Origin of the sequence: Bacillus sp. FSL R10-2201 (assembly GCF_038008665.1) — a bacterium.
Taxonomy (GTDB): Bacteria; Bacillota; Bacilli; order Bacillales; family Bacillaceae_G; genus Bacillus_A; species Bacillus_A mycoides.
The window spans coordinates 4,188,795-4,214,433 of sequence record NZ_JBBOZP010000001.1 but is presented as its reverse complement, the minus strand read 5'-3'; the positions used below and the strand labels follow the sequence as shown (position 1 = coordinate 4,214,433).

Annotated in this window: 23 protein-coding genes and 1 other annotated feature; of the genes, 19 read left to right on the top strand and 4 right to left on the bottom strand. The window is 37.6% G+C overall.

What is annotated here, in order from left to right; all coding sequences use genetic code 11:
- Positions 1–103 precede the first annotated feature (103 nt).
- The 11 genes from NSQ69_RS21785 to NSQ69_RS21735 all read left to right on the top strand — a co-directional run bounded on the left by NSQ69_RS21785 (position 104) and on the right by NSQ69_RS21735 (position 14,812).
- The gene (locus NSQ69_RS21785; RefSeq protein ID WP_002112000.1) at positions 104–388 is read left to right on the top strand and encodes a post-transcriptional regulator; all 285 of its coding nucleotides are present in this window, start codon (positions 104–106) and stop codon (positions 386–388) included.
- A 282-nt stretch (positions 389–670) separates the two neighbouring features.
- Complete coding sequence (gene secDF / locus NSQ69_RS21780) at positions 671–2,935, top strand: protein translocase subunit SecDF (RefSeq protein ID WP_003191552.1); 2,265 nt, start codon at positions 671–673, stop codon at positions 2,933–2,935.
- Between the two features lie 307 nt (positions 2,936–3,242).
- A complete protein-coding gene (locus tag NSQ69_RS21775; protein ID WP_002034095.1) occupies positions 3,243–4,136 on the top strand; it encodes a cation diffusion facilitator family transporter in 894 nt (297 codons plus the stop codon).
- Between the two features lie 101 nt (positions 4,137–4,237).
- Positions 4,238–6,559: a single-stranded-DNA-specific exonuclease RecJ gene (recJ, locus tag NSQ69_RS21770; RefSeq protein WP_050000290.1), complete on the top strand. Its 2,322-nt coding sequence runs from the start codon at positions 4,238–4,240 to the stop codon at positions 6,557–6,559.
- Positions 6,560–6,624: 65 nt separating this feature from the next.
- Entirely contained in the window at positions 6,625–7,137 is a 513-nt protein-coding gene (locus tag NSQ69_RS21765) for an adenine phosphoribosyltransferase (protein WP_002015305.1), read from the top strand.
- A gap of 211 nt (positions 7,138–7,348) precedes the next feature.
- On the top strand, positions 7,349–9,532 hold the full coding sequence (gene relA / locus NSQ69_RS21760) for a GTP diphosphokinase (RefSeq protein WP_002167636.1): 2,184 nt from the start codon (positions 7,349–7,351) through the stop codon (positions 9,530–9,532).
- A gap of 17 nt (positions 9,533–9,549) precedes the next feature.
- Positions 9,550–9,990 (top strand): D-tyrosyl-tRNA(Tyr) deacylase, encoded by a 441-nt coding sequence (locus NSQ69_RS21755; protein WP_002015302.1) that lies wholly within the window; start codon positions 9,550–9,552, stop codon positions 9,988–9,990.
- Positions 9,991–10,258: 268 nt separating this feature from the next.
- Positions 10,259–10,435 (top strand): hypothetical protein, encoded by a 177-nt coding sequence (locus tag NSQ69_RS21750; protein ID WP_001242605.1) that lies wholly within the window; start codon positions 10,259–10,261, stop codon positions 10,433–10,435.
- Between the two features lie 54 nt (positions 10,436–10,489).
- Positions 10,490–10,720, top strand: a binding site (T-box leader).
- Between the two features lie 69 nt (positions 10,721–10,789).
- Complete coding sequence (gene hisS, locus NSQ69_RS21745) at positions 10,790–12,061, top strand: histidine--tRNA ligase (protein ID WP_012261743.1); 1,272 nt, start codon at positions 10,790–10,792, stop codon at positions 12,059–12,061.
- A 12-nt stretch (positions 12,062–12,073) separates the two neighbouring features.
- On the top strand, positions 12,074–13,849 hold the full coding sequence (gene aspS, locus NSQ69_RS21740; protein WP_002015297.1) for an aspartate--tRNA ligase: 1,776 nt from the start codon (positions 12,074–12,076) through the stop codon (positions 13,847–13,849).
- A 195-nt stretch (positions 13,850–14,044) separates the two neighbouring features.
- Entirely contained in the window at positions 14,045–14,812 is a 768-nt protein-coding gene (locus NSQ69_RS21735; RefSeq protein ID WP_000903181.1) for a tRNA threonylcarbamoyladenosine dehydratase, read from the top strand.
- A 156-nt stretch (positions 14,813–14,968) separates the two neighbouring features.
- On the opposite strand, the gene NSQ69_RS21730 is transcribed toward NSQ69_RS21735, so the two are convergent.
- A complete protein-coding gene (locus NSQ69_RS21730; protein ID WP_002034101.1) occupies positions 14,969–15,610 on the bottom strand; it encodes an RsfA family transcriptional regulator in 642 nt (213 codons plus the stop codon).
- Between the two features lie 37 nt (positions 15,611–15,647).
- Positions 15,648–16,934, bottom strand: a complete 1,287-nt coding sequence (locus NSQ69_RS21725; RefSeq protein WP_002167638.1) for a replication-associated recombination protein A — start codon at positions 16,932–16,934, stop codon at positions 15,648–15,650.
- A gap of 394 nt (positions 16,935–17,328) precedes the next feature.
- On the opposite strand from NSQ69_RS21725, the gene cymR reads away from it, so the two are divergent.
- The 7 genes from cymR (at position 17,329) to NSQ69_RS21690 (ending at position 23,735) form a co-directional block, all read left to right on the top strand.
- A complete protein-coding gene (cymR, locus tag NSQ69_RS21720) occupies positions 17,329–17,745 on the top strand; it encodes a cysteine metabolism transcriptional regulator CymR (protein WP_000704117.1) in 417 nt (138 codons plus the stop codon).
- A 35-nt stretch (positions 17,746–17,780) separates the two neighbouring features.
- Positions 17,781–18,926, top strand: a complete 1,146-nt coding sequence (locus NSQ69_RS21715; protein ID WP_002129219.1) for a cysteine desulfurase family protein — start codon at positions 17,781–17,783, stop codon at positions 18,924–18,926.
- Positions 18,927–18,942: 16 nt separating this feature from the next.
- Positions 18,943–20,058 (top strand): tRNA 2-thiouridine(34) synthase MnmA, encoded by a 1,116-nt coding sequence (gene mnmA / locus NSQ69_RS21710; protein ID WP_002088752.1) that lies wholly within the window; start codon positions 18,943–18,945, stop codon positions 20,056–20,058.
- 110 nt (positions 20,059–20,168) lie between these two features.
- Complete coding sequence (locus NSQ69_RS21705; RefSeq protein WP_002088750.1) at positions 20,169–20,828, top strand: tetratricopeptide repeat protein; 660 nt, start codon at positions 20,169–20,171, stop codon at positions 20,826–20,828.
- Between the two features lie 107 nt (positions 20,829–20,935).
- Entirely contained in the window at positions 20,936–23,272 is a 2,337-nt protein-coding gene (recD2, locus tag NSQ69_RS21700; protein ID WP_341099664.1) for an SF1B family DNA helicase RecD2, read from the top strand.
- Between the two features lie 127 nt (positions 23,273–23,399).
- A complete protein-coding gene (locus NSQ69_RS21695) occupies positions 23,400–23,588 on the top strand; it encodes a hypothetical protein (protein WP_002015288.1) in 189 nt (62 codons plus the stop codon).
- Between the two features lie 18 nt (positions 23,589–23,606).
- Positions 23,607–23,735: a YrzQ family protein gene (locus NSQ69_RS21690; RefSeq protein WP_002015286.1), complete on the top strand. Its 129-nt coding sequence runs from the start codon at positions 23,607–23,609 to the stop codon at positions 23,733–23,735.
- Between the two features lie 36 nt (positions 23,736–23,771).
- On the opposite strand, the gene NSQ69_RS21685 is transcribed toward NSQ69_RS21690, so the two are convergent.
- Positions 23,772–23,984, bottom strand: a complete 213-nt coding sequence (locus NSQ69_RS21685; protein ID WP_002015285.1) for a hypothetical protein — start codon at positions 23,982–23,984, stop codon at positions 23,772–23,774.
- Between the two features lie 176 nt (positions 23,985–24,160).
- Here NSQ69_RS21685 and NSQ69_RS21680 point away from each other — a divergent pair, with 176 nt between their 5' ends.
- A complete protein-coding gene (locus tag NSQ69_RS21680; RefSeq protein WP_002129216.1) occupies positions 24,161–25,228 on the top strand; it encodes an AI-2E family transporter in 1,068 nt (355 codons plus the stop codon).
- Between the two features lie 38 nt (positions 25,229–25,266).
- Here the strand turns inward: NSQ69_RS21680 and NSQ69_RS21675 are convergent, their stop codons facing one another.
- On the bottom strand, positions 25,267–25,611 hold the full coding sequence (locus NSQ69_RS21675; RefSeq protein ID WP_002129215.1) for a PH domain-containing protein: 345 nt from the start codon (positions 25,609–25,611) through the stop codon (positions 25,267–25,269).
- Between the last annotated feature and the right edge of the window lie 28 nt (positions 25,612–25,639).

The window sequence follows — 25,639 nt, the reverse complement described above, 5'->3', positions numbered from 1 at the left end:
AGAGAGTGAAGTATGAATGGTACTCTTGAAAGAAGTTATTACTGTCCATTAGAGCGGGATTAAAAGCGACTTTTCGTGCTGAAATAAGAAGGAGATGTTATATATGTTGGATAAAGAGGCTTTGGTAGAATCATACCGCGGACAGTTACAAGTCGTTTTAGAAAGTAAAGTAGAAGAGTTTCAAATGTTCGGTTACGACCGAGTGACAGATAATGATATTTGGAAGTTTCTCAAGGCGAAAAAGTGGAAAAAGATAGATAGTGATGTTAGGTTATATGAATTAGTAAATGATGTATTAAGAGTAAGTACTAATGAATATATGAATTATTTAACTGTTGAAGCATATCAAGCACCACTTTGGTCGTTTGATGAATATGAAAATAAATAACCGACTGTAATTGGTTTGTTCTTCCTTTTGCAGTATAATGATAGGTATTGATAAAGAGGAATTAATTATGTCTAAGATTATATATAAAGGAGGTAGTGAAGAGGAAAAATAAATAATGAATAGTGTAGGTATTGTGAAAAGCTTACCGACACAGCTAGTGATGAACTAGCGGAAATACATGTATTTTATAGAAAGTAAGTCTACTAACTAGGCGTATGCACACGTGCGAAAATGAATCGTAAGAGATTTATTGAAAGTGTTAGTAGCAGAAAGAGGGTACATATGGCAAAGCGTGGTACAAGAATTGCCGCCTTTTTCCTCATCGTTTTATTAATTGGTGGAGTAATTGGTGCGGCAGGAAAAGACATAGCAAAAGGAATTAGTCTAGGACTAGACCTTCGCGGTGGTTTTGAAATTCTGTATGAAGTAAAACCAGCCAAAAAAGGTGATAAAATCGATCGTGATGCACTTGTAAGTACAGTAGGTGCTCTTGAAAATCGTGTCAATGTTCTTGGTGTAAGTGAGCCGAACATTCAAATCGAAGGGGAAGATCGAATTCGTGTACAGCTTGCTGGTGTACAAGATCAGCAAAAAGCACGTGAAATGTTATCAACACAAGCGAAACTAACATTCCGTGATGTGGATGATAACCTTCTTATGGACGGAACGGATTTAAAAGGCGGCGGAGCGAAGCAAACATTTGATGAGCAAGGCCGTGCGAGCGTAGGTCTTACACTAAAAAGCGCTGAAAAATTCCGTGAAGTAACTGAAAAGATTTCAAAAATGCCACCACCAACGAATTTAATGGTAATTTGGCTTGATTTTGAAGAAGGAAAAGATTCATATAAAGCAGAATCTGCAAAACCGAATCCGAAGTTTTTATCAGCAGCAACAGTAAGCCAAGTATTTAACCAAGCTGAAGTATCTATCGTAGGTGGAAACTTTACAGTTGAAAGCGCGAAAGAACTTTCATCTTTATTAAATGCAGGTGCACTTCCTGTTGATTTAAAAGAAATGTATTCAACATCTGTTGGAGCGAAATTTGGTCAACAAGCATTAGAGCAAACGATTTTCGCTAGTGCGATCGGTATTGCTATTATCTTCTTATTCATGCTTGTATTCTACCGTTTACCAGGACTTGTAGCGGTTATTATGTTAGGTTTATACATTTTCGTTACATTACTTGTCTTTAACTGGATGCATGCAGTTCTTACGTTACCGGGTATTGCGGCATTAGTGCTCGGGGTTGGTATCGCAGTTGATGCGAATATCATTACGTACGAGAGATTGAAGGAAGAGCTTAAAATTGGTAAGTCGATGATGTCAGCATTCCGTGCTGGTAACCATCGTTCATTAGCGACAATTTTAGATGCGAACATTACAACAATTGCAGCAGCTGGTGTATTATTCGCTTACGGTAATAGCTCTGTAAAAGGATTCGCAACAAGTTTAATCGTAAGTATTTTAGTTGGTTTCATTACGAACGTATTCGGTACTCGTTTCTTACTAGGTTTACTTGTAAAGAGCCGTTACTTTGATAAGAAACTATCTTACTTTGGTGTTAAGGAAAAGGATATTATTCCATTAACAAAAGGTGTAGTACATCCACCGACGAGATTTGATCGTATTAACTTCGTAAATATCGGTCATAAATTTTTCTTATTCTCAATTGTAGTTGTAATTGCTGGGGCAATTATATTACCGATTTTCAAAATGAATCTTGGTATTGACTTTGCAAGTGGTACACGTATCGACTTGCAATCAAAACAAGCAACTACTGTTTCTAATGTTCATAAAGATTTGAAAGAATTGAACATCGATGTGAAGGAAGAAGATATTGTACCGACCGGAGATGACAATAAAGGTTTCGCAGTTCGTACAGTAGGTGTTCTATCGAAAGATGAAATTGCGAAAACAAAAACATTCTTCCACGATAAATACGGTACAGATCCGAATGTAAGTACAGTTTCGCCGACAATCGGTAAAGAGATTGCACGAAATGCATTTATCGCAGTACTAATTGCTTCTGCAGTAATCGTTTTATACGTAAGTATTCGTTTCCGTCTTACGTACGCAGTATCTGCAGTAATCGCATTATTACATGATGCATTCGTTATGATTGTTGTATTTAGTCTTTTCCAGATAGAGGTAGACTTAACGTTTATCGCTGCGGTATTAACGATTATTGGTTACTCTATCAATGACTCGATTGTTACGTTTGATAGAAACCGTGAGTTATACAAACAGAAAAAACGAGTTCGCGACATAAAAGATTTAGAAGAAATCGTAAACTCAAGTATTCGTCAAACAATTGGTCGTTCAATTAATACAGTGTTAACAGTGTTATTCCCAGTAATCACACTACTTATTTTCGGTAGTGAATCACTGCGTAACTTCTCACTTGCATTATTAATTGGATTAGTTGTAGGTACGTACTCTTCTATTTTCGTTGCTTCTCAAATTTGGTTAATGCTTGAAAACCGTCGTTTGAAAAAGGGCAAAAACAAGAAGAAGGTTGAGAAAGAAGAACCTGAACCGCAAGTATAAAAAAGATGATGTCTCATTATGAGGCATCTCTTTTTTCGTTTGTGGATACAATAAGATAGCAACTTTTGAAAGAATGAAATGGAATAAAGTGGTGATGTTATCGCTGATTTTGTTAAAATAAAGTGAAACTTTAATAAGTGGGGGTTTTGTTCATCCCTACTTATTATTAGCCCTCACCAATCGGGCTTTTACGGGCAGTTGATCTCCCACCTAACTTCCTTGTATTTGCCGGATTTTGAGGTGGGGGACTTACTGCCCGCAAATAGCGGGATAAAAAGATAGGTTAAGAAAAGAAGGGATTTCAATTATGGAAAAAGATGAACGTTTTAAACAGGCCGAGTTTGGTGCTATTGTCGGAATCGTTGGTAATATTATATTAGCGATTGTAAAAGCGGTAATTGGTTATATTGGAAACAGTAAGGCACTTTTAGCGGATGCAGTGCATTCTGGATCAGATGTAATTGGCTCGTTAGCTGTACTTTTTGGATTACGAGCGGCAAAGCAACCGCCTGATGAAGATCATCCGTATGGTCATGGTAAAGCGGAATCGATTTCAGCGATTATTGTTGCGGTATTATTATTTATTGTTGGAATAGAGATAGCGATTTCGTCTATAAAAGCTTTTTCACAAGATTTGGAACCACCAAAAGGAATTACGATTTTTGCAGTTATTCTTTCGATTGTAGTGAAAGAAGGGATGTTTCAGTATAAATATCGATTAGGGAAGAGGATAAATAGTGCTGCAATTATTGCAAATGCATATGAACATCGTTCGGATGTGTTTTCTTCAATTGCAGCTTTAATCGGCATTTGTGCAGCTATTATCGGCGGTAAGTTAGGTATAGATTGGCTTGTATATGCCGATCCAATTGCGGGATTATTTGTTTCAATTCTCGTTGCTAAGATGGCATGGAGTATTGGAGCAGAAGCTATTCATGCAACGCTCGATCATGTTCTGCATGAAGAAGATGTTGTTCCGCTTAGGGAGGCAGTTTTTCAAGTGGAAGGTGTGAAAAAAATCGGCTCTTTATATGCAAGAGAACATGGCCACTATGTTATTGTCGATATTAAAGTATCTGTAGATCCATATATCACTGTAGAAGAAGGGCACCGCATCGGAAAACATGTAAAAGAAAAACTTATGAAACAAGATAACGTACAAAACGTTTTTGTACATATTAATCCGTATTCTCCAAATTAAACATAACAGATATTTAATTATATAGATATCGAATCGTAGTTTGCATTATATTGTCACCCCTTAATCTGTCTTGTATAATGGATAGGTTAAGGGGTGATTTCGTGTTACAACCGAAGACGCGTTGGAAAGAAAAAGAATATAATGAGGAACTAGTGAGTGAATTAGCAAATAAATTGCAACTATCACCTCTTGTGACTTCATTATTTCTTGGCAGAGGCTTAAATACAGAAGATAAGATTGTAGACTTTTTAAATACAGCAGATCAAGAATTTCATGATCCATTTTTACTTGAAGGAATGGATCGGACTGTAGAACGTGTGAAAAAAGCTATTGAAAATGGAGAACAAATATTAATATTTGGCGATTACGATGCGGACGGAGTAAGTAGTACGACTGTGTTATATCTTGCTCTCAAAGAATTAGGTGCAGAAGTAGAGTTTTATATTCCAAATCGTTTTACTGAAGGCTATGGGCCAAATGAAGAAGCGTTTCGTTGGGCGCACAGTGCAGGGTTCTCACTAATTATTACTGTCGATACTGGTATCGCAGCGGTACATGAAGCGAAGGTAGCGAAGGAACTTGGAATAGATCTTATTATTACAGATCATCATGAGCCACCACCAGAATTACCAGAGGCACTTGCGATTATTCACCCGAAATTAGAAGGCGGTGTTTATCCGTTTCATTATTTAGCGGGTGTTGGTGTTGCATTTAAAGTTGCACATGCACTTTTGGGCCGTGTGCCAGAGCATTTGTTGGAAATTGCAGTAATCGGTACGGTAGCCGATTTAGTATCGCTTCATGGTGAAAATAGATTGTTAGTACAGCGTGGACTGAAGCATATGCGAATGACTCGGAATATCGGTTTAAAGGCGTTATTTAAAGTTGCTAACGTTTCGCAAAGCGAAATTACAGAAGAAAGCATCGGGTTCGCACTCGCACCTCGTATTAATGCAGTTGGTCGTTTGGAAGATGCAACACCTGCTGTACACCTTTTATTATCAGAAGATCCAGAGGAAGCGAAAGAGCTAGCTGAAGAAATTGATGAGCTGAACAAACTTCGAAAAGATATTGTAAAGCAAATTACTGAAGAAGCTATCGCTGAAGTCGAAAATAATTTCCCGCCAGAAGAAAATAAAGTATTAGTCCTTGCAAAAGAAGGTTGGAATCCAGGGGTAATTGGAATTGTCGCTTCTAAGTTAGTTGAACGTTTTTATCGTCCAACGATTGTATTAAGCATTGATCCTCATAAAGAAACAGCAAAGGGATCGGCTCGTAGTATTGCAGGATTTGATTTGTTTGCAAACCTTTCAGATTGCCGTGAATTGTTACCGCATTTCGGAGGTCATCCGATGGCAGCGGGAATGACGCTTAATATGAATGATGTGGATGAATTAAGACGCAGGTTAAATGAGCAAGCAGATGTAATTTTAACAGCAGAAGATTTTATTCCGATTACAGCAGTGGATGCATTTTGTAAAGTAGAGGATGTAACGCTTGCCGCGATTGAGGATATGCAAAAGTTAGCGCCATTTGGCGTAGGAAATCCGAAACCGCGTATTGCGGTGAAAGATGCCGAATTAGAAAGTATCCGTGCAATTGGATCTGATGGTTCGCATTTAAAAATGGCTCTTCGTGATGGACAAGCAACACTGGACACGATTGGATTTGGATTTGGTACTTATGCGAAAGAAATCTCTCCAGTTGCGAAGGTTTCTGTAGTAGGAGAAGTGTCCATTAATGAATGGAATAACTTTAAAAAGCCGCAATTAATGGTGCAAGATATTGCTGTAGAGGCATGGCAATTATTTGACTGGCGTAGTATGCGTAATGTAGAAGCAAATTTAGCAGAACTTCCGAAAGAAAAAATAACATTGGTGTATTTTTCTGAAGAGGTATTGAATAAATTTTCTTTAGAAGGCTATAAAGAACAGCTCGTGCATGCATCAGAGGTAGCTCATTTTGATGATCAATACATTGTGCTACTTGATTTGCCGAAAGGAACAGATGAATTAGGTGATGTATTTAAGGCTGGATTCCCAGCTCGAATTTACACGCTATTTTATCAAGAGAATAATCATTTATTTAGTACGGTCCCAACGAGGGAACATTTTAAATGGTACTATTCTTTCTTAAGCCAAAAAACACCATTTTCTTTAAGGCAATATGGGGAACAACTGTGTCGTCATAAAGGTTGGTCAAAAGATACAGTAAATTTCATGACACAGGTGTTTTTTGAGTTAGAATTTGTTACAATAAAAGACGGTGTCATTTTTATGGCAGACAAAAAACAAAAGCGTGATTTAATTGAATCGAACACATATCGTGAGAAAATGAACCACTTACAATTAGAGAAAGAATTGGTTTATAGCACATATCAGCAACTATATACATGGTTTGAAACGATTCGTGATCATAAATAAGTAGAACAGTTAGGGTAAAGGATTTGTATTTACAAACCTTTTATATCTGAGGAGGATTCAGAAATATGGATTTCAAGCAACATATCGCAATTGTACCAGATTATCCGAAAGAAGGTATTGTGTTTAAAGACATTACACCTTTAATGAACGACGGAAAAGCATATAAAGCAGCAACAGATGCAATCGTTGAGTATGCAAATAAAAGAGACATTGATGTTGTAGTAGGACCAGAAGCGCGTGGTTTTATTATTGGTTGCCCAGTTTCTTATGCATTAGAAGTAGGTTTCGCACCAGTTCGTAAATTAGGAAAATTACCACGTGAAGTAATTACAGTTGACTACGGTAAAGAATATGGAACGGATGTTTTAACAATCCATAAAGATGCAATTAAGCCCGGCCAACGTGTATTAATTACAGATGACTTATTAGCTACAGGTGGAACAATCGAAGCGACAATTAAACTAGTTGAAGAACTTGGTGGAGTTGTAGCAGGAATTGCATTTTTAGTAGAGCTTACTTACTTAGATGGTCGTAAAATGTTAGATGGTTACGATGTATTAGTATTAGAAAAATACTAATCATTATATAGGTGAAACTACGGTGATAAAAAAGTACCCGTGAATCTCTTGGAGAGGAGCGGGTACTTTTGTATAATTGCACAAAAAAACATGGTGAAATGTCAGTAAAATCTTTTCCTTTTCACAATTCACAATCATTGGGTTATAATGATAGAATATAATTTATTCTATTCAATAAAGATAAAGTCAATTTTCAATAAAAGGTGATTCGATGGCAAATGAGCAAGTACTAACAGCTGAACAGGTACTCGAGAAAGCAAGTCAATATTTAGCGGATGAAGATATTGAGCTAGTGGCACGTGCCTATGAATATGCGCGTGATGCACATAGCGAACAATATAGAAAATCGGGTGAACCATATATTATTCACCCAATTCAAGTTGCAGGTATTTTAGTTGATTTACACATGGATCCGGCTACAGTATCGGCAGGTTTCTTACATGATGTAGTGGAAGATACAGAAATTACATTAGAAGACATTGAACGGGAATTTAATAAAGAAATCGCTATGCTTGTCGATGGTGTTACAAAGCTTGGAAAGATTAAATACAAATCCCATGAGCAGCAACAAGCAGAAAACCATCGCAAAATGTTTATTGCAATGGCTCAAGATATTCGAGTTATTTTAATTAAACTAGCTGATCGTCTTCATAACATGCGTACATTGAAACATTTGCCTCAAGAGAAGCAGCGTCGCATTGCAAATGAAACGTTAGAAATCTTTGCACCTTTAGCACATAGACTCGGAATTAGTACTATTAAATGGGAGTTAGAGGATACGTCACTTCGCTATTTAAACCCGCAGCAATATTATCGTATTGTGAATTTAATGAAGCGTAAACGTGCAGAGCGTGAAGAATATTTAGATGAAGTAATGACTGGCATTCGCGAGAAATTAAAAGAGGTTTCAATTCAACCTGAGATTTCTGGAAGACCAAAACATATTTACAGTATTTATCGTAAAATGGCATTGCAAAATAAACAATTCAATGAAATTTACGATTTACTAGCTGTACGTGTCGTTGTGAATAGTATTAAAGATTGCTATGCGGTGCTTGGAATTATTCATACGTGCTGGAAACCAATGCCAGGTCGTTTTAAAGATTATATTGCAATGCCGAAAGCAAATTTATATCAATCTCTTCATACGACTGTAATTGGACCAAAAGGTGATCCGCTAGAAGTGCAAATTCGTACGAAAGAAATGCATGAGATTGCAGAATTCGGAATCGCGGCACATTGGGCGTATAAAGAAGGTAAAGCAGCAGAAACAACGGGTACATTAGAGAAGAAACTAACTTGGTTCCGTCAAATATTAGAATGGCAAAATGAAGCTTCTAATGCAGAAGAATTTATGGAGTCATTAAAAATTGATTTATTCTCTGACATGGTATTCGTCTTTACACCAAAAGGCGATGTAATGGAATTACCACTTGGCTCTGTTCCAATTGATTTTTCGTATCGTGTCCATTCGGAAATTGGAAACAAGACAATTGGTGCAAAAGTAAATGGGAAAATGGTGACGCTTGATTATAAGTTGAAAACTGGTGACATCATTGAAATTTTAACATCGAAACATTCGTATGGTCCAAGTCAAGATTGGGTAAAGCTTGCTCAAACATCTCATGCGAAAAATAAAATACGTCAATTCTTTAAGAAACAACGTAGAGATGAAAATATTGAAAAAGGCCGTGAACTTGTTGAAAAAGAAGTGCGTGGCTTAGAGTATGAGATGAAAGAAGTATTAGCGCTTGATAATTTAAAACGTGTCGCTGAGAAGTTTAACTTTGCAAATGAAGAAGATATGTTTGCAGCAGTTGGATATAACGGAATTACAGCAGCGCAAATTGTTACGCGACTAACGGACAAGTTCCGTAAACAACGTGAAGAAGAAGACATCGTTGAAGTTAAAGAAGTTCGTAAACCGATGAAAATTCGAAAATGGGATTCTGGTGTAAAGGTAAGTGGTGCAGATAATTTGTTAATTCGTTTATCAAAATGCTGTAACCCAGTTCCAGGCGATGATATCGTTGGGTATATTACGAAAGGTCGAGGCGTATCAATTCACCGTTGCGATTGCGTCAATGTGCATACAGAAGAAGCGGTGGAGCGTTTATTAGAAGTAGATTGGGAAGGTAGTCCTGAAAAAGAAATTGAGTACAATGTTGATATTGAAATTTCAGGCTATGATCGTCGTGGTTTATTGAATGAAGTATTACAAGCTGTTACAGAAACGAAGACGTATATCTCAGCTGTTTCTGGTAGAAGTGATCGTAATAAGATGGCAACGATTAACATGTCGATTTCTATTCGAAACTTACAACACTTGAAAAAAGTAGTAGAGCGCATTAAACGCGTTCCAGAAATTTATGCCGTACGACGCATGATGCATTAATAGGGAGTGTAGAAAAGATGAGAGTTGTTTTACAACGATCAAAGGAAGCGTCTGTCACAGTAGATGGCGAGATTGTAGGACAAATTCCATTCGGTTTAACATTACTAGTTGGCATTACGCATGAAGATACAGAAAAAGATGCAACTTATATCGCAGAAAAAATTGCAAACCTACGTATTTTTGAAGATGAGAGCGGAAAGATGAACCACTCTGTACTTGATATGAAGGGACAAGTTCTATCTATTTCGCAATTTACATTATACGGAGATTGCCGTAAAGGAAGACGTCCAAACTTTATGGATGCTGCGAAACCTGATTATGCAGAACATTTATATGATTTCTTTAATGAAGAAGTTCGTAAACAAGGACTGCATGTGGAGACAGGACAGTTCGGAGCAATGATGGACGTTTCTTTAATCAATGATGGTCCGGTGACCTTAATTGTAGAAAGTAAATAGTGTTGCCGGGGAAGAGAGGATTATAGGTCCTCTCTTTTTTCATACATTGTTGTATGTTTTGTTCATTTATCCCGCTATTTGTGGGAGATCCACTGCTCGTAAAAGCCTGATTAGTGAGGGCTAATAATGAGTGGCGATGGACAAAACCCCTATTCATTAAAGTTTCACTTTATTTGGAATCAATAGCTGTTTCGGTTATGTATAACTCTTTCATCAATATGGAACAATAAAAAGTAAAACATCTATATTGAATGTGAGGGATATACGTATGCGTATGAATGAAAAAGGGCATTCTGTTACAAATGGTGCAAATCAACTGTTTAACGTAAATTTTCATGATTTTATTTCAAAAGAGCAAAACAATACTTCAATGGAGCTCGCTTCTGAGTTTGGGATTTCTCTTCAAGATGTAAAGCGTCTAAAGAAGCAGATTGAGCGCTCTTAGAGTACTTGACAATCCTACTCAACAAACGTATAGTAATTTTATATTTACATATGAATATAACCGTTGATAGAGAAGAGTAAATGAGACACACATGGAAAGAGAAGAAATGTCTTAGGCTGAAAACATTTCTGCATGATGACTGATTGAATGACACTCTAGAGGTTTCAACTTGAACGGCATATATGCTTAGTAGAGATGAACGCAAATTTAAGCGTTATTAAAAAAGTGGAAGCATACGTGCTTCAATTAGGGTGGCACCACGGGTATAATACTCTCGTCCCTACTGTTCAAACAGTAGAGGCGGGAGTTTTTTTATTTTTATTAAGATTAAAACAATTTGAGGAGGAACTGAATATGTCTATTCAAATCCCACGCGGAACGCAAGATATTCTTCCAGGTAGTGTTGAGTTATGGCAGTATATCGAAGGGCAAGCGCGCGACATTTGCCGTCGTTACAATTATAAAGAAATTCGTACACCAATTTTTGAGCACACAGAGCTATTTTTACGTGGTGTTGGTGATACGACAGATATCGTACAAAAAGAAATGTATTCATTCCAAGACCGTGGAGAGCGTAGTTTAACATTACGTCCAGAAGGTACTGCACCTGTTGTACGTTCTTACGTTGAAAACAAAATGTTCGGTGATGCAACACAACCAACAAAATTATACTATATCGGCCAAATGTTCCGTTATGAAAGACCACAAGCAGGTCGCTATCGTCAATTCGTACAATTCGGTATTGAAGCAATTGGTAGTAACGATCCAGCAATTGATGCAGAAGTAATTGCACTTGCTGTAGAGTTTTACCGCGGTATGGGCTTGAAAAATATTAAAGTTGTATTAAATAGCTTAGGTGATGCAGCGAGTCGTCAAGCGCACCGTGATGCGTTAATTGCTCACTTTGAGCCACGTATCGGTGAGTTCTGTTCTGACTGCCAATCTCGCTTAGAAAAAAACCCTCTTCGTATTTTAGACTGTAAGAAGGACCGTAATCATGAATTAATGAGCACGGCACCATCTATTACAGAATACTTAAACGAAGATTCAGCAGTATACTACGACAAAGTACAAGAACTACTAACGATGATGGATGTTCCATTTGAGAAAGATCCGAATTTAGTACGTGGTTTAGACTACTACCAACACACTGTTTTTGAAATTATGAGTGAGGCAGAAGGTTTCGGTGCTATCACAACATTAAGTGGCGGTGGCCGTTATAACGGACTTGTACAAGAAATCGGTGGACCGGAAATGCCAGGTATCGGTTTTGCGATGAGTATTGAGCGTTTAATTATGGCGCTGAAGGCTGAAAATATTGAGTTACCAATTGAACATAGTATTGATTGTTACGTTGTAGCACTTGGTGAAAAAGCGAAAGACCGTGCTGCAAAAGTTGCGTTCGATCTTCGTAAAGCTGGATTATCAGTTGAAAAAGATTATTTAGATCGCAAAATGAAAGCACAATTTAAATCTGCAGATCGTTTAAATGCGAAATACGTAGCTGTATTAGGGGAAGATGAGCTAGATAAAGGCATCATTAACTTAAAAGATATGGCAACAGGCGGACAAGAAGAAGTAGCGTTAGATGTATTTGCTTCATATGTAGCAGAGAAATTAATATAGGGGGAACTTAAAGTGGCTGAAAGAACACATGCATGCGGAAAAGTAACAGTAGAAGCGGTTGGACAAACAGTTCAATTAAAAGGTTGGGTACAAAAACGCCGTGATTTAGGTGGATTAATCTTTATCGACTTACGTGACCGTACAGGTATCGTACAAGTTGTATTTAATCCAGAAACATCAAAAGAAGCGTTAGAAGTAGCAGAAACGATTCGTAGCGAATACGTATTGCACGTAGAAGGTACAGTTGTTGAACGTGGTGAAGGCGCAATTAATGATAATATGGCAACTGGTCGTATTGAAGTACAAGCATCGAAAGTAAATGTATTAAACGCAGCGAAAACAACGCCAATCATTATTGCTGATGATACAGATGCATCAGAAGATGTGCGTTTAAAATATCGTTACTTAGACTTACGTCGTCCTGCAATGTTCAACACATTCAAAATGCGTCATGACGTAACGAAAACAATTCGTAACTTCTTAGATACAGAAGAGTTCTTAGAAGTTGAAACACCAATTTTAACGAAGAGCACGCCAGAAGGAGCTCGCGACTATTTAGTACCAAGCCGTGTGCATGATGGTGAATTTTATGCATTACCTCAATCTCCGCAGCTATTTAAACAGCTTCTTATGGTCGGTGGATTTGAGCGTTACTATCAAGTAGCACGTTGTTTCCGTGACGAAGATTTACGCGCGGACCGTCAACCGGAATTCACGCAAATTGATATCGAGGCATCATTCTTAACACAAGATGAAATTTTAGAAATGATGGAGCGTATGATGACGAAAGTCATGAAGGATGCAAAAGGTGTAGAAGTTAGTGCACCATTCCCTCGTATGAAATATGCTGATGCAATGGCTCGCTTTGGTTCTGATAAGCCGGATACACGCTTTGAAATGGAACTAAAAGACCTATCTGAATTTGCAGTAGGTTGTGGATTTAAAGTATTTACAAGTGCTGTAGAAAACGGCGGACAAGTAAAAGCGATTAACGCAAAAGGTGCAGCGAGCAAATACTCTCGTAAAGACATCGATGCATTAACTGAATTCGCCAAAGTATACGGTGCAAAAGGTCTAGCTTGGCTTAAAGTTGAAGAAGACGGCTTAAAAGGACCGATTGCGAAATTCTTCGGTGAAGAAGAGGCAAACGTGTTAATGAGTACATTAGAAGCGGATGCTGGTGATTTATTACTATTCGTAGCAGATAAGAAAAGTGTTGTTGCAGATAGCTTAGGTGCACTTCGTTTACGTCTAGGTAAAGAACTTGAGTTAATTGACGAAAGTAAATTTAACTTCCTATGGGTAACTGATTGGCCACTTCTTGAGTACGATGAAGATGCAGATCGTTACTTCGCAGCTCACCACCCATTCACAATGCCATTCCGTGAAGACGTTGAGTTATTAGAAACAGCACCAGAAAAAGCACGTGCACAAGCATATGACCTTGTATTAAACGGTTATGAGCTTGGTGGTGGATCACTTCGTATTTACGAGCGTGACGTACAAGAAAAAATGTTCAAAGCACTTGGATTCTCACAAGAAGAAGCACAAGAACAATTCGGATTCTTATTAGAAGCATTCGAATACGGTACACCACCACACGGCGGAATCGCATTAGGTTTAGACCGTCTTGTTATGTTACTTGCAGGTCGTACGAACCTTCGTGATACAATTGCATTCCCGAAAACAGCAAGCGCAAGCTGCTTATTAACAGAAGCGCCAAGCCCAGTTGCAGAAGCTCAGCTTGAAGAGCTAAGCTTAAAATTGAGCTTGAAAGAAGAGAAGTAAGAATAGAGTCTAGATGGTTATACTAACCCCATCTAGGCTTTTTTTATAGAGGTTGTTTAAAAAGTCCGGTTTACATTATGTTTTCCTTGTTTGAAATATGTATTTTTAGGAATTCTATAACTTTTTCTATACAAATAGTCGGAAAAAGGCTAGAATACATGGTAGACCATTTTTGTAATAGGAGTGTAGAGCTGAATGTTACATCAATTTTCACGTAATGAATTAGCCTTTGGAAAAGAAGGCCTTGAAATATTAAAAAATAGTACAGTCGGTATTTTAGGTATTGGCGGCGTAGGATCATTTTCGGCAGAAGCGTTAGCACGTTCTGGCGTAGGACGTCTTGTATTAGTTGACAAAGATGTTGTAGATATTACAAACGTAAACCGTCAAATTCACGCGTTAGTATCTACTGTAGGACGTTCAAAAGTAGAATTAATGAAAGAGCGTATTGCAGATATTAATCCAGAGTGTGAAGTAATTGGACTAGAGATGTTTTATACAGATGAAACATATGAAGAGTTCTTTAAACACGGTTTAGATTTCGTAGTAGATGCATCTGATACGATTACGTTCAAAATTCATTTAATTAAACAATGTTTACGTCGTAAAATCAAAATTATCTCATGTATGGGTGCGGCAAATAAAATGGACCCAACTCGTTTCCGTATTGCGGACATTTCTAAAACACATACAGATCCAATTGCGAAAGTAATTCGTACGAAGCTTCGTAAAGATGGTATTAAAAAAGGTGTAAAAGTTGTCTTCTCTGACGAAAACCCAATCGTAATTCGTGAAGAAGTACGTAAAGAAATCGTACCAGACGAAAATGCAAAAATTCGTAAAGCGAAATTACCACCTTCTTCAAATGCGTTCGTACCATCTGTGGCTGGTTTAATTATGGCAAGTCACGTTGTACGTGAGCGTATTAAAAACGTAGAAGTGAAGCGTGTAGGGCAAGAATAAAAAGGAAGCATATATCGTTTAGGATATATGCTTTTTGTATGTTTTAAAGAAATGTCGATGTCGAATCGTTAATATAATTTCATTTACTGTGGTGCTTTTTCACTAAGGGAAAATAAACAGGGATGTCACTTAGTTGAAAAAGTGGCATCCCTGTTTTTAGTTTTCTGCAGAATATATAATATCTAAATTTCCATTTTGATCGGTTTTGAAAATCGGAGCAATTTGCTCTTCTTGTTCTTCGACCGAAACAAGTTTTCGAGCACGATCCATAATTCTAACAAGCATTGCATAATCTTCTTCGATTGCTTGTTGTTTTTTTGTGAGAACAGCTAATTTTGCTTCAAGTTCATTATTCATTTTTTGCAGGGAAGTGAGCTGATCTTGTAATACGTCATTTTCAGTTTGTAACTTTGCGAGTGAAGGGTTATTGTGCTCCAAGTTTTGCAAAAATGAGATGACATTTTGCATTGTAAGATCTTGTTTATTTGGGACAATATCTTCTGAAAACTCGGCATCGATTACGAGCTGCCGAGTTTGTGTGAACTGCTCTTTTTCTATTTTAGCTTCCGAACGCTTTAATTCTTTACGTTGTTTTTTTGCGATTTGCACCGCATCTTCATAATATGGTCTTACTTCAGCATTCCATCTAAAGCCACAAGCTGCTGAAGTTCGGTTTAATGTATCACCAACTTCATCGAATGCTTTTATTTGTGTACTTCCGCTGCGAATATGTCGTAAAACAGTTTCTGCTAAAAGGAGATCGTCTTCTTTTGTCCATGCATCTTGACGTGTTTTCATAAGCGAACCCTCCGTAATGGTGACGTTTTCGCTTATATTACCCTTTATTCTTCGTTTTATGTGAACTTTGTAATCTTTCATAAACAGTAGAAAGTACTTGTTCAAATTTTCCTGTCGTTTTCGGTTTATAATATTGCTTGTTTTTAATTTTATCAGGTAAGTATTGTTGTTGTACCCAACCGTTTGGGTGATCGTGTGGATATAAGTATCCGATGCCTCTTCCTAACGATTCGGCTCCTTTATAATGACTATCTTTTAAATGACTTGGAATATCGCCTGTTTGGCCATTACGTAAATCGTGTAGTGCGGCATCGAGTGCTTTATAGGCCGAGTTTGATTTCGGTGATAGACAAAGTTCAATAACAGCATTTGCAAGTGGTATGCGTGCCTCTGGGAAGCCGACCCGTTCAGCTGATTCAATCGCTGCAAGTGTACGTTGTCCAGCTTGTGGGCTAGCAAGTCCGATATCTTCATATGCCATAATAAGCAGACGTCTACCGATGCTTTGTAAGTCACCAGCTTCAATAAGACGTGCTAAATAATGAAGTGCGGCGTTCACATCACTTCCGCGTACTGATTTTTGAAAAGCAGATAAAACGTCATAGTGAGCATCGCCACCTTTGTCGTGAACGAAACTCTTTTTCTGTAAGCATTCTTCTGCGATTTCAAGTGTAATTTCCGCGGCTTTGTCGTCAGTTGTAAAGCTAGATAAAACAGCTAGTTCAAGTGCATTATAAGCTGAGCGCATATCTCCGCCTGACGCATTTGCAAAGTGATGTAATGCTTCATCCGTAACAGTTACATCATATTCCCCAAGCCCTTTTTCTTTATCTTCAAGCGCTCGTTTTAAGCCAATTAAAATATCATCTTCTGTTAATGCGTGTAATTCGAAGATTTGACAACGACTTCGAATAGCAGAATTAATAGCATGGAACGGATTGCTTGTCGTTGCACCAATTAAAGTAAGAAGTCCGCTTTCTAAATGGGGTAATAGAAAGTCTTGCTTCGCTTTATCTAGCCTATGAACTTCATCCAAAATTAAAACGAGGTGCCGATGCATCTTCGCTTCCTGTACGACAACTTCCATATCTTTTTTATTATGAGTAACAGCGTTTAAGAGGCGAAACAGGGTTCCAGTACTTCCTGCAATTGCGCTAGCGATTGATGTTTTTCCTGTGCCTGGAGGACCGTATAAAATCATTGATTGAAAATGATTTGCTTGGACCATACGCCATAAAATCTTGCCTTCACCAACTAAATGCTGTTGTCCGATAATTTCTTGAATATTTGTAGGGCGCATTCGATGTGCGAGTGGTTGTTTCATTTGACCCTCTCCCTTAATGTATAATCTCATTCTATCGTACCATTTTTTTTGATGAAATTTGAAATAGGATGCTGTTTTGTGGGGGGGATGAATATGAATATTCCTATTTTTCTTTCAATTGTAATAATTTCCGAGTTTTTCAATGTGATTTTATGTTATCATTTTGATACACAAGTTGAAATTTCTTATAATACTATATTATGCTATAATTTCATAGGATTTTAAATTGTGTTCTTTTATAAAGTGAAACTTTAATTAGTGGGGGTTTTGTTCATCCCCCACCTAACTTCTTTGCTCCAGCCGAATTTTGAGGTGGGAGTTTTACTGCCCGCAAATAGCGGGATAAATAAGATATAACCAATAGAAGTGAAAATTTGAAATGAGGTGCAAATAGATGAAGATTTCAACGAAAGGCCGCTACGGCTTAACAATTATGATCGACCTTGCAAAAAAGTTTGGTGAAGGCCCAATTTCATTAAAATCAATTGCACAGGCACATGACCTATCTGAGCATTACTTAGAGCAATTAATTTCACCACTTCGTAACGCTCGTCTTGTAAAGAGTACGCGTGGTGCATATGGCGGATATGTATTATCTGATCAGCCAGTCAACATTACAGCTGGAGATGTAATCCGTGTACTAGAGGGTCCAATTAGTGTTGTAGAAATGATAGAAGAAGAAGAACCAGCACAACGCCAATTATGGATGCGTGTTCGTGATGCAGTGCAAGAAGTATTAGATAGTACAACTTTAGAAGATTTAGTACGTTATGAGGAAGAAAATCACGGGGGCTATATGTTTTACATTTAATTCCTTGTGAAACGATTTGGAAAGAAGGAGATTTAATGGAACGCATTTACTTAGATCATGCTGCGACATCTCCGACTCACCCAGAAGTGGTCGAAAAGATGATTCCATATATGACAGAAACATTTGGAAACCCGTCTAGTATTCACTTTTATGGGCGTCAAACGCGCCATGCGGTAGATGAGGCGAGACGTGTGTGTGCACGTAGCATTCACGCGAGTCCAAATGAAATTATATTCACGAGCGGTGGTACAGAAGCTGATAATTTAGCACTTATAGGTGTAGCGCGTGCGAATCGTCATAAAGGTAACCACGTTATTACAACGCAAATTGAACATCATGCGATTTTGCATACGTGTGAATTGTTAGAGCGTGAAGGATTTGAAGTGACGTATTTACCTGTTGATGAAACAGGGCGTGTTCAAGTTTCTGACATACAAAAGGCACTAACGGAAGAGACGATTCTTGTATCTATTATGTTCGGGAATAATGAAGTAGGGACAATACAACCAATTGTGGAAATAGGTAAGCTGTTAAAAGAGCATCAAGCTTATTTCCACACAGATGCTGTACAAGCTTACGGTTTAATAGAAATAGATGTGAAAGAGTTTGGTATTGATTTATTATCGATTTCCGCTCACAAAATTAACGGCCCAAAAGGTGTAGGGTTCCTATATGCTGGTGCAAATGTGAAATTTGAACCGTTATTAATAGGCGGAGAGCAAGAAAGAAAACGTCGTGCTGGTACTGAAAATGTACCTAGTATTGTTGGACTTCAACATGCAGTTTCGCTAGCTGAAAAAACTCGTGAGCAAAAAAATGCCCAATATGAAGAGTTTAAAGATATAATGGTATCTGTCTTCAAAAATGAGGACATTCATTTCGAGGTAAACGGAGACTTGGAATATCGCTTACCACATGTGTTTAATATAAGTTTTACAGGAATGAATATTGAACCGTTTCTTGTAAACCTAGACTTAGCTGGTATTGCAGTATCAAGTGGTTCTGCTTGTACAGCTGGTTCGATTGATCCATCACATGTATTAGTGGCGATGTTCGGAAAAGACTCCGATCAAATACGTTCATCCGTACGCTTTAGTTTCGGACTTGGAAATACGAAAGAGCAAATTGAAAAAGCGGCGTACGAAACAGTGAAAATCGTGAAGCGATTAACACAAAATTAGCATGGGAGGTGACATGATGAACAAACTACCTCAAGAAACACGCGTTGTCATCGGGATGTCCGGTGGCGTCGATTCATCTGTAGCAGCTCTTTTATTAAAAGAGCAGGGTTATGATGTAATCGGAATTTTTATGAAAAACTGGGATGATACAGATGCAAATGGTGTCTGCACAGCAACAGAAGATTACAATGATGTAATTGAAGTATGTAACCAAATCGGCATTCCGTATTATGCAGTAAACTTTGAAAAACAATACTGGGATAAAGTATTCACGTACTTTTTAGATGAGTACCGAGCTGGTCGTACACCAAACCCAGATGTAATGTGTAACAAAGAAATTAAATTTAAAGCATTTTTAGAGCATGCAATTGCACTTGGTGCTGATTATGTAGCAACAGGTCATTATGCACGCGTTGCTTATATGGACGGCGAATATAAAATGCTTCGCGGCGTTGATGACAATAAAGATCAAACATATTTCTTAAATCAATTAAGCCAAGAGCAACTATCAAAAACAATGTTCCCATTAGGTGAATTAAAGAAACCACAAATTCGCGAAATGGCGACAGAAGCTGGTTTAGCGACAGCGGCGAAGAAAGATAGTACTGGTATTTGCTTCATCGGTGAGCGTAACTTTAAAGATTTCTTAAGTAACTATTTACCGGCGCAACCAGGTGTGATGCAAACATTATCTGGTGAAGTGAAAGGGAAACATGATGGTTTAATGTATTATACAATTGGACAACGTCATGGCCTTGGTATTGGTGGTAATGGTGATCCGTGGTTTGCTGTGGGGAAAAACTTGAAAGAAAACATTTTATATGTTGATCAAGGATTCCATAACGAACTTCTATATGGTGATGAAGTTATTGCTACGAATGTAGGCTGGGTAAGTAATAAAGCGAAGGAAAAAGAATTTACGTGTACAGCGAAATTCCGTTATCGTCAAGCAGACAATAAAGTAACGGTTCAAATCGTTGATGAAAATACAGTTCGTATTCTTTGTGATGAGCCAATTCGTGCGATTACGCCAGGCCAAGCAGTTGTTTTCTATGATGGAGATGAGTGCTTAGGCGGCGCTACAATTGATGAAGTATATCATAGTGGTAAGAAATTAGATTATTTAGGATAACACGAGAAGCCTCTGCCGATTAGCGGTTAGAGGTTTCTTTTACATAAAGCGAATTTTTGTTCGCTTGGAAAATACATTCTTTGTTATAATTTGTTGTAGAGGTGAAGGATATGTCAAACAAACTTGAAACAGGTATTAAATATATGCAAGAAGGAAACTGGGAAGAAGCAGCTGAAAATTTCACAGAAGCAATCGAAGAAAACCCGAAAGATGCGCTTGGATACATTAACTTTGCGAATTTATTAGATGTATTAGGTGATAGTGAGCGAGCAATTTTATTTTATAAACGTGCATTAGAATTAGATGGTAAATCTGCGGCTGCTTATTATGGCTTAGGAAACGTATATTACGGTCAAGAGCAATTTGCAGAGGCGAAGGCTGTATTTGAACAAGCGATGCAAGTGGGATTACAATCAGCTGACGTAACATTTATGTTAGGTATCACACATGTGCAACTTGGAAATGATCGTCTTGCACTTCCATTTTTACAAAGAGCGACGGAATTAGATGAAGGCGATGTAGAAGCTGTTTTCCAATGCGGACTTTGCTTCGCACGACTAGAACATATTCAAGAGGCAAAACCTTATTTTGAAAAGGTGTTAGAAATGGATGAAGAGCATGCAGATGCGTATTATAATTTAGGTGTTGCGTACGTATTCGAGGAGAATAACGAGAAAGCTCTTACTTTATTTAAGAAAGCGACTGAAATTCAAGCAGACCACTTTTTAGCTGGTAATGGTATTCGTTTATTAGAGCAAGAAGCTGAATAAAGTGAAATTATAGTTTAATGCGCAGTTACCCCTCATCTAAAGATTGTGAAAGAGGTGGGGGATGTACTGCTCATTAAAGTGAAAAGAACTCGGAAAGGAGAGGAAATATGGGAAATCAACATGCAATGGATTTGTTTGAGGAAGAAAAAAAATTTATAAAAGCGCAAGTTCTTCATACCATTTTCCACAACGAAGAAAACCTCTATTCCGTTGTCAGTATGAAAGTCATTGAAACGAATGAAACATACGACGAAAAAAAAGTAATGATAAACGGTCATTTTCCCCGTATGCATGAAGATGAAGTGTTTACATTAACAGGTCATTTTAAAGACCACCCAAAGTATGGAAAACAATATTTAGTTGAAACGTTTAAAAAAGAATTGCCACAAACAAAAGCAGGTATGGTGCAATATTTAGCGAGCGATTTATTTAAAGGGATTGGAAAGCGTACAGCCGAAAAAATCGTGGACCATCTTGGTGAGCATGCGATTTCTAAAATTATGGATGATCCGGATGCGTTAAGTGGTGTTGTAAACAAGCAAAAAGCGCAGGAAATATATGAGACGATTATTGAGCATCAAGGGCTCGAGAAAGTGATGAGTTTTTTAAATGGTTACGGTTTTGGAACAAAACTTTCTATTAAAATTTATCAGCAATATAAAGAGATGACATTAGAAGTGATTCGTAATAATCCGTATAAACTTATTGAAGAAGTGGACGGAATTGGATTTGGAAGAGCAGATGATATAGGGCGTGCAATCGGAATAACGGGCAATCACGACGACCGTGTACGTGCAGGGTGTTTTTATACGTTAGAGAATATTTCATTACAACTCGGTCACGTGTATATGGAAAAAGGTCAGCTTGTAAGAGAAACGATGTCACTTTTAAATAATCAAGAAGGCGGAGTGACTGAGGAAGATATTGTAGGCTGCGTTGAAATGATGCAAAGTGAAGGGAAAGTCATCATAGAAGAAGAGCGTGTGTATTTAGCTTCGTTATTTTACTCTGAAAAAGGCGTTGTAAAGTCCATTCGCAGGCTTATGAATCAAGAGGAAACCCCTGCATTTCCTGAAGCAGAAGTGTTAAAGACATTAGGTGAAATTGAAGAACAGCTAAAGGTACAGTATGCACCGCTTCAGCAAGAAGCAGTTCAAACTGCACTTCATAAGCCGATGATGTTATTAACAGGTGGACCAGGAACGGGGAAAACTACAGTTATTAAAGGAATTGTTGAAATGTATGCGTCGCTTCACGGGCTATCACTAAATCTAAATGAATATAGTGATGACAATCCATTTCCAATACTATTAACGGCTCCAACAGGAAGAGCAGCGAAGCGAATGAGTGAATCGACGGGGCTTCCGGCGTGCACAATTCATCGCCTGCTTGGATGGACGCCAGAAGGGTCTTTCCAGCGCAATGAAACAGACCCTGTTCAAGGGAAGCTCCTTATTATTGATGAGTTTTCGATGGTAGATATTTGGCTGGCAAATCAATTGTTTAAATCCTTGCCGACGAACATCCAAGTAATCGTTGTAGGTGATGAAGACCAATTACCATCGGTAGGACCTGGACAAGTGTTGAAAGATTTATTAAATGCAGGTGCCATTCCAACGGTAAAACTCACAGAAATTTATCGTCAGGCAGAAGGTTCGTCTGTTATTCAGCTTGCCCATGCGATAAAAGACGGGAAGCTCCCGCCAGATTTAGCACAAAATAAAAAAGATCGTTCATTTATCAGCTGTGCAGGTGCTCAAATTGTTGAGGTTGTTAAAAAGGTTTGTGAAAATGCTAAGACAAAAGGCTTTAGTGCAAGAGATGTACAAGTATTGGCACCAATGTATCGCGGACCAGCAGGTATTAATGTGTTAAATGAAGCTCTTCAAGAAGTGTTTAATCCGAAAAAAGAAAAGAGTAAAGAAATTGCCTACGGTGACGTTGTATACCGCAGAGGTGATAAAGTACTTCAATTAGTCAATCAGCCGGAAAGCCAAGTGTTTAATGGTGATATTGGAGAAATTGTTTCAGTATTTTATGCGAAAGAAAATGTCGAGCAACAAGATATGATTATCGTTTCCTTTGATGGAATTGAAGTAACATATACAAAGCCGGATTTAAATCAAATTACGCATGCCTATTGCTGCTCGATTCATAAATCGCAAGGTAGTGAATTCCCAATAGTTATTATGCCGATTGTAAAGAGCTACTACCGTATGTTACGGCGTAATTTAATTTACACGGGTATTACAAGGAGTAAGAAATTCCTTATTATTTGCGGAGAGGAAGCAGCGTTTCAATCCGGTGTAAATCGCCTTGATGATGCAATGCGTCAAACGACTTTAGCTGGCCGATTGCAAGAATCACAAGGAGAAGTGCAGATGGTGACGGTTAATGGTGAAGAAATGGACGTGGAAAACATTTCACCGTATGATTTCATGTAACAAGGTGAAATTATATAGTGAAACTTTCAAACGTATAACGTTGAAAGGCTCTAGCAATGTATAAATGAATGCAGTTTGGACATAATGGCGAATAGAATCTGGGAGACTGTAAGGAGATGAAAGCCATATGTTCAGTTGTCCAAATTGCAAAGGGAAAGACATCGGAAAAATAGGTGTCAACCAATTTTATTGCTGGAATTGTTATATCGAATTATCGGTTTCAAAGGGGAAAATCCATACACATCAAGTAGAGGAAGATGGTTCATTAAGCTCTCTTGATGATTTATTTGATGATAATGAAAGAACGATCGGATAACGAAAAGGGGGATTTACTTTGAATCTACGCAATTCATTAATCGCATTAGGTGTTGGAGCTGCAGCATATCAATATGCTCGCAAACAAGATGTATTCTCAAAACGCAATGTGAAAAAAGCACGTAAGATGATTAAGTCTTATTTATAAGGCGTAAAAAACTCCCTTCATGATAAGGGAGTTTTTTTATGCGCTTGTATGCAAATATAAAAGTCCGATTTCAGAGAAGAGATAAGATAAACCGTAGCATCCAACGCCAAGCATTCCATAATGCCATAAGTGCTTAGCTCTTTCCTTTCGCGAGGAACGAATAAAGAAGCCTTTCCAAATACCAAACCCGATACAAATCCATTCAAGAAGCATAAAAAGTGCGGATAATGCAAGCATAAATAAGATCATTATGAGCCCTCCTGATTATATTTTGACATTTTGTATTTTCAGGGGTGGTTGTCCTTATTATGTTAAATATATGTACGTCTTTAAAAAACAGTATGGTCTGTATAAAAAGATTTTAAAACTTTTGCACATAACCTAACCTATTTATTTTCAAAATAAAGGTGGAGGAGGTTTTTCGTGTGAAGAATCTTAAAATCATTTGGATATATCGTTTAGGATTATTGTTACTCGTTTTTCTTTGTTTGCTCGTCTTTTTAAAAATCAAGCCACTATGGGCACCGATTATTTTTGTATTTAAAGTGGCGATCACACCGTTCTTTATTGCTTGTTTTATTGCTTATTTATTACACCCTTTAATTGAAAAAATCCATAAGGAAGGAATGCCACGCACACTTGCTATTTTGCTCATTTATATTCTTTTCTTTGGCGGAATTGGCTATGGAATTTATAAAGGAACGCCAGTTGTTATTAAACAGTTACAAGAAATTAATGAACAATTTCCGCAGTTTACAAAAATGTACGATTCTTGGATGGATGGAGTTACAGAACAAACAGCGAATTTCCCATCATTTATTCATGAAAAGGTGAAACAAATTTTTGGTGGTGTAGAAACGAAGATTCAAGCGCTTTTAAATAAAGTCATGAGCACAGCTCGTGGTGTACTGGATTCATTGCTCATTATTTTCTTAATTCCGTTCATTGTATTTTACATATTAAAAGATTACGGTGAGTTTTATCATATTTTTTGGAAACTAGTTCCGAGTAAGTGGCGTAGTACGGGTCAAATGCTTGCGAAAGAAATTGATAAGTCACTCGGAAGTTATATTCGAGGACAGTTATTTGTTTGCTTAGTATTAGGAGGAGTATCTGTTCTTTCTTTTTGGTTTATCGGTATGAAATATCCGTTATTACTCGGTATTATTATTGGGGTAACGGATATAATCCCGTACTTTGGTCCTATTTTAGGGGCGATTCCGACGTTGATGATTGCAGCAACGGTATCAACGAGTTTACTCATTAAGGCGGGAATTACGATTGCTATTTTGCAATTTTTGGAAAGTAACATTTTATCGCCTTACATCGTTGGTAAGTCGCTTCGTATGCATCCTGTGATTATTATGTTTGCATTACTAGTAGGGGGAGAAGTTGCGGGGATTGTAGGATTACTAATATCGGTTCCTATTTTAGCGGTCATTCGGACAGTGGTCGTTCATGTGAGGCCTCTTTGGAAAAAAGAAGATGTGTAATATGATAGCCCTCTACTTATAAAAGTAGAGGGCTATCATTATTTAGAGAGTTGCTCGTGTATTTGTTGAACGAGAGAGCTTATATCATTTGTTTGAATATGTTTTATTTTTTTCCATTCATTATCGTACATAAATATAATTTGATTGCTGAAAAGACGCTTTTGCTCTTTTAGATTAGAAATGTTTGCAAAAGAGTACTCTTCAAATATTGGGTTCTTACTTACATCTGGTCCATAAAAGAAGAGCCGTTTGTTCGTTAAAATTAACAGTCCTGGTCTTGCGACGGAACGATATATAAATATATTTAATGAGCATGCTGCATAAAAAAGGATTTTTTCATCAGTTGTTAACATTTCTTTAGCTTGATTCAATAAGGTTGTCATTGTAATCGCTCCTTTATTGTTAATAATT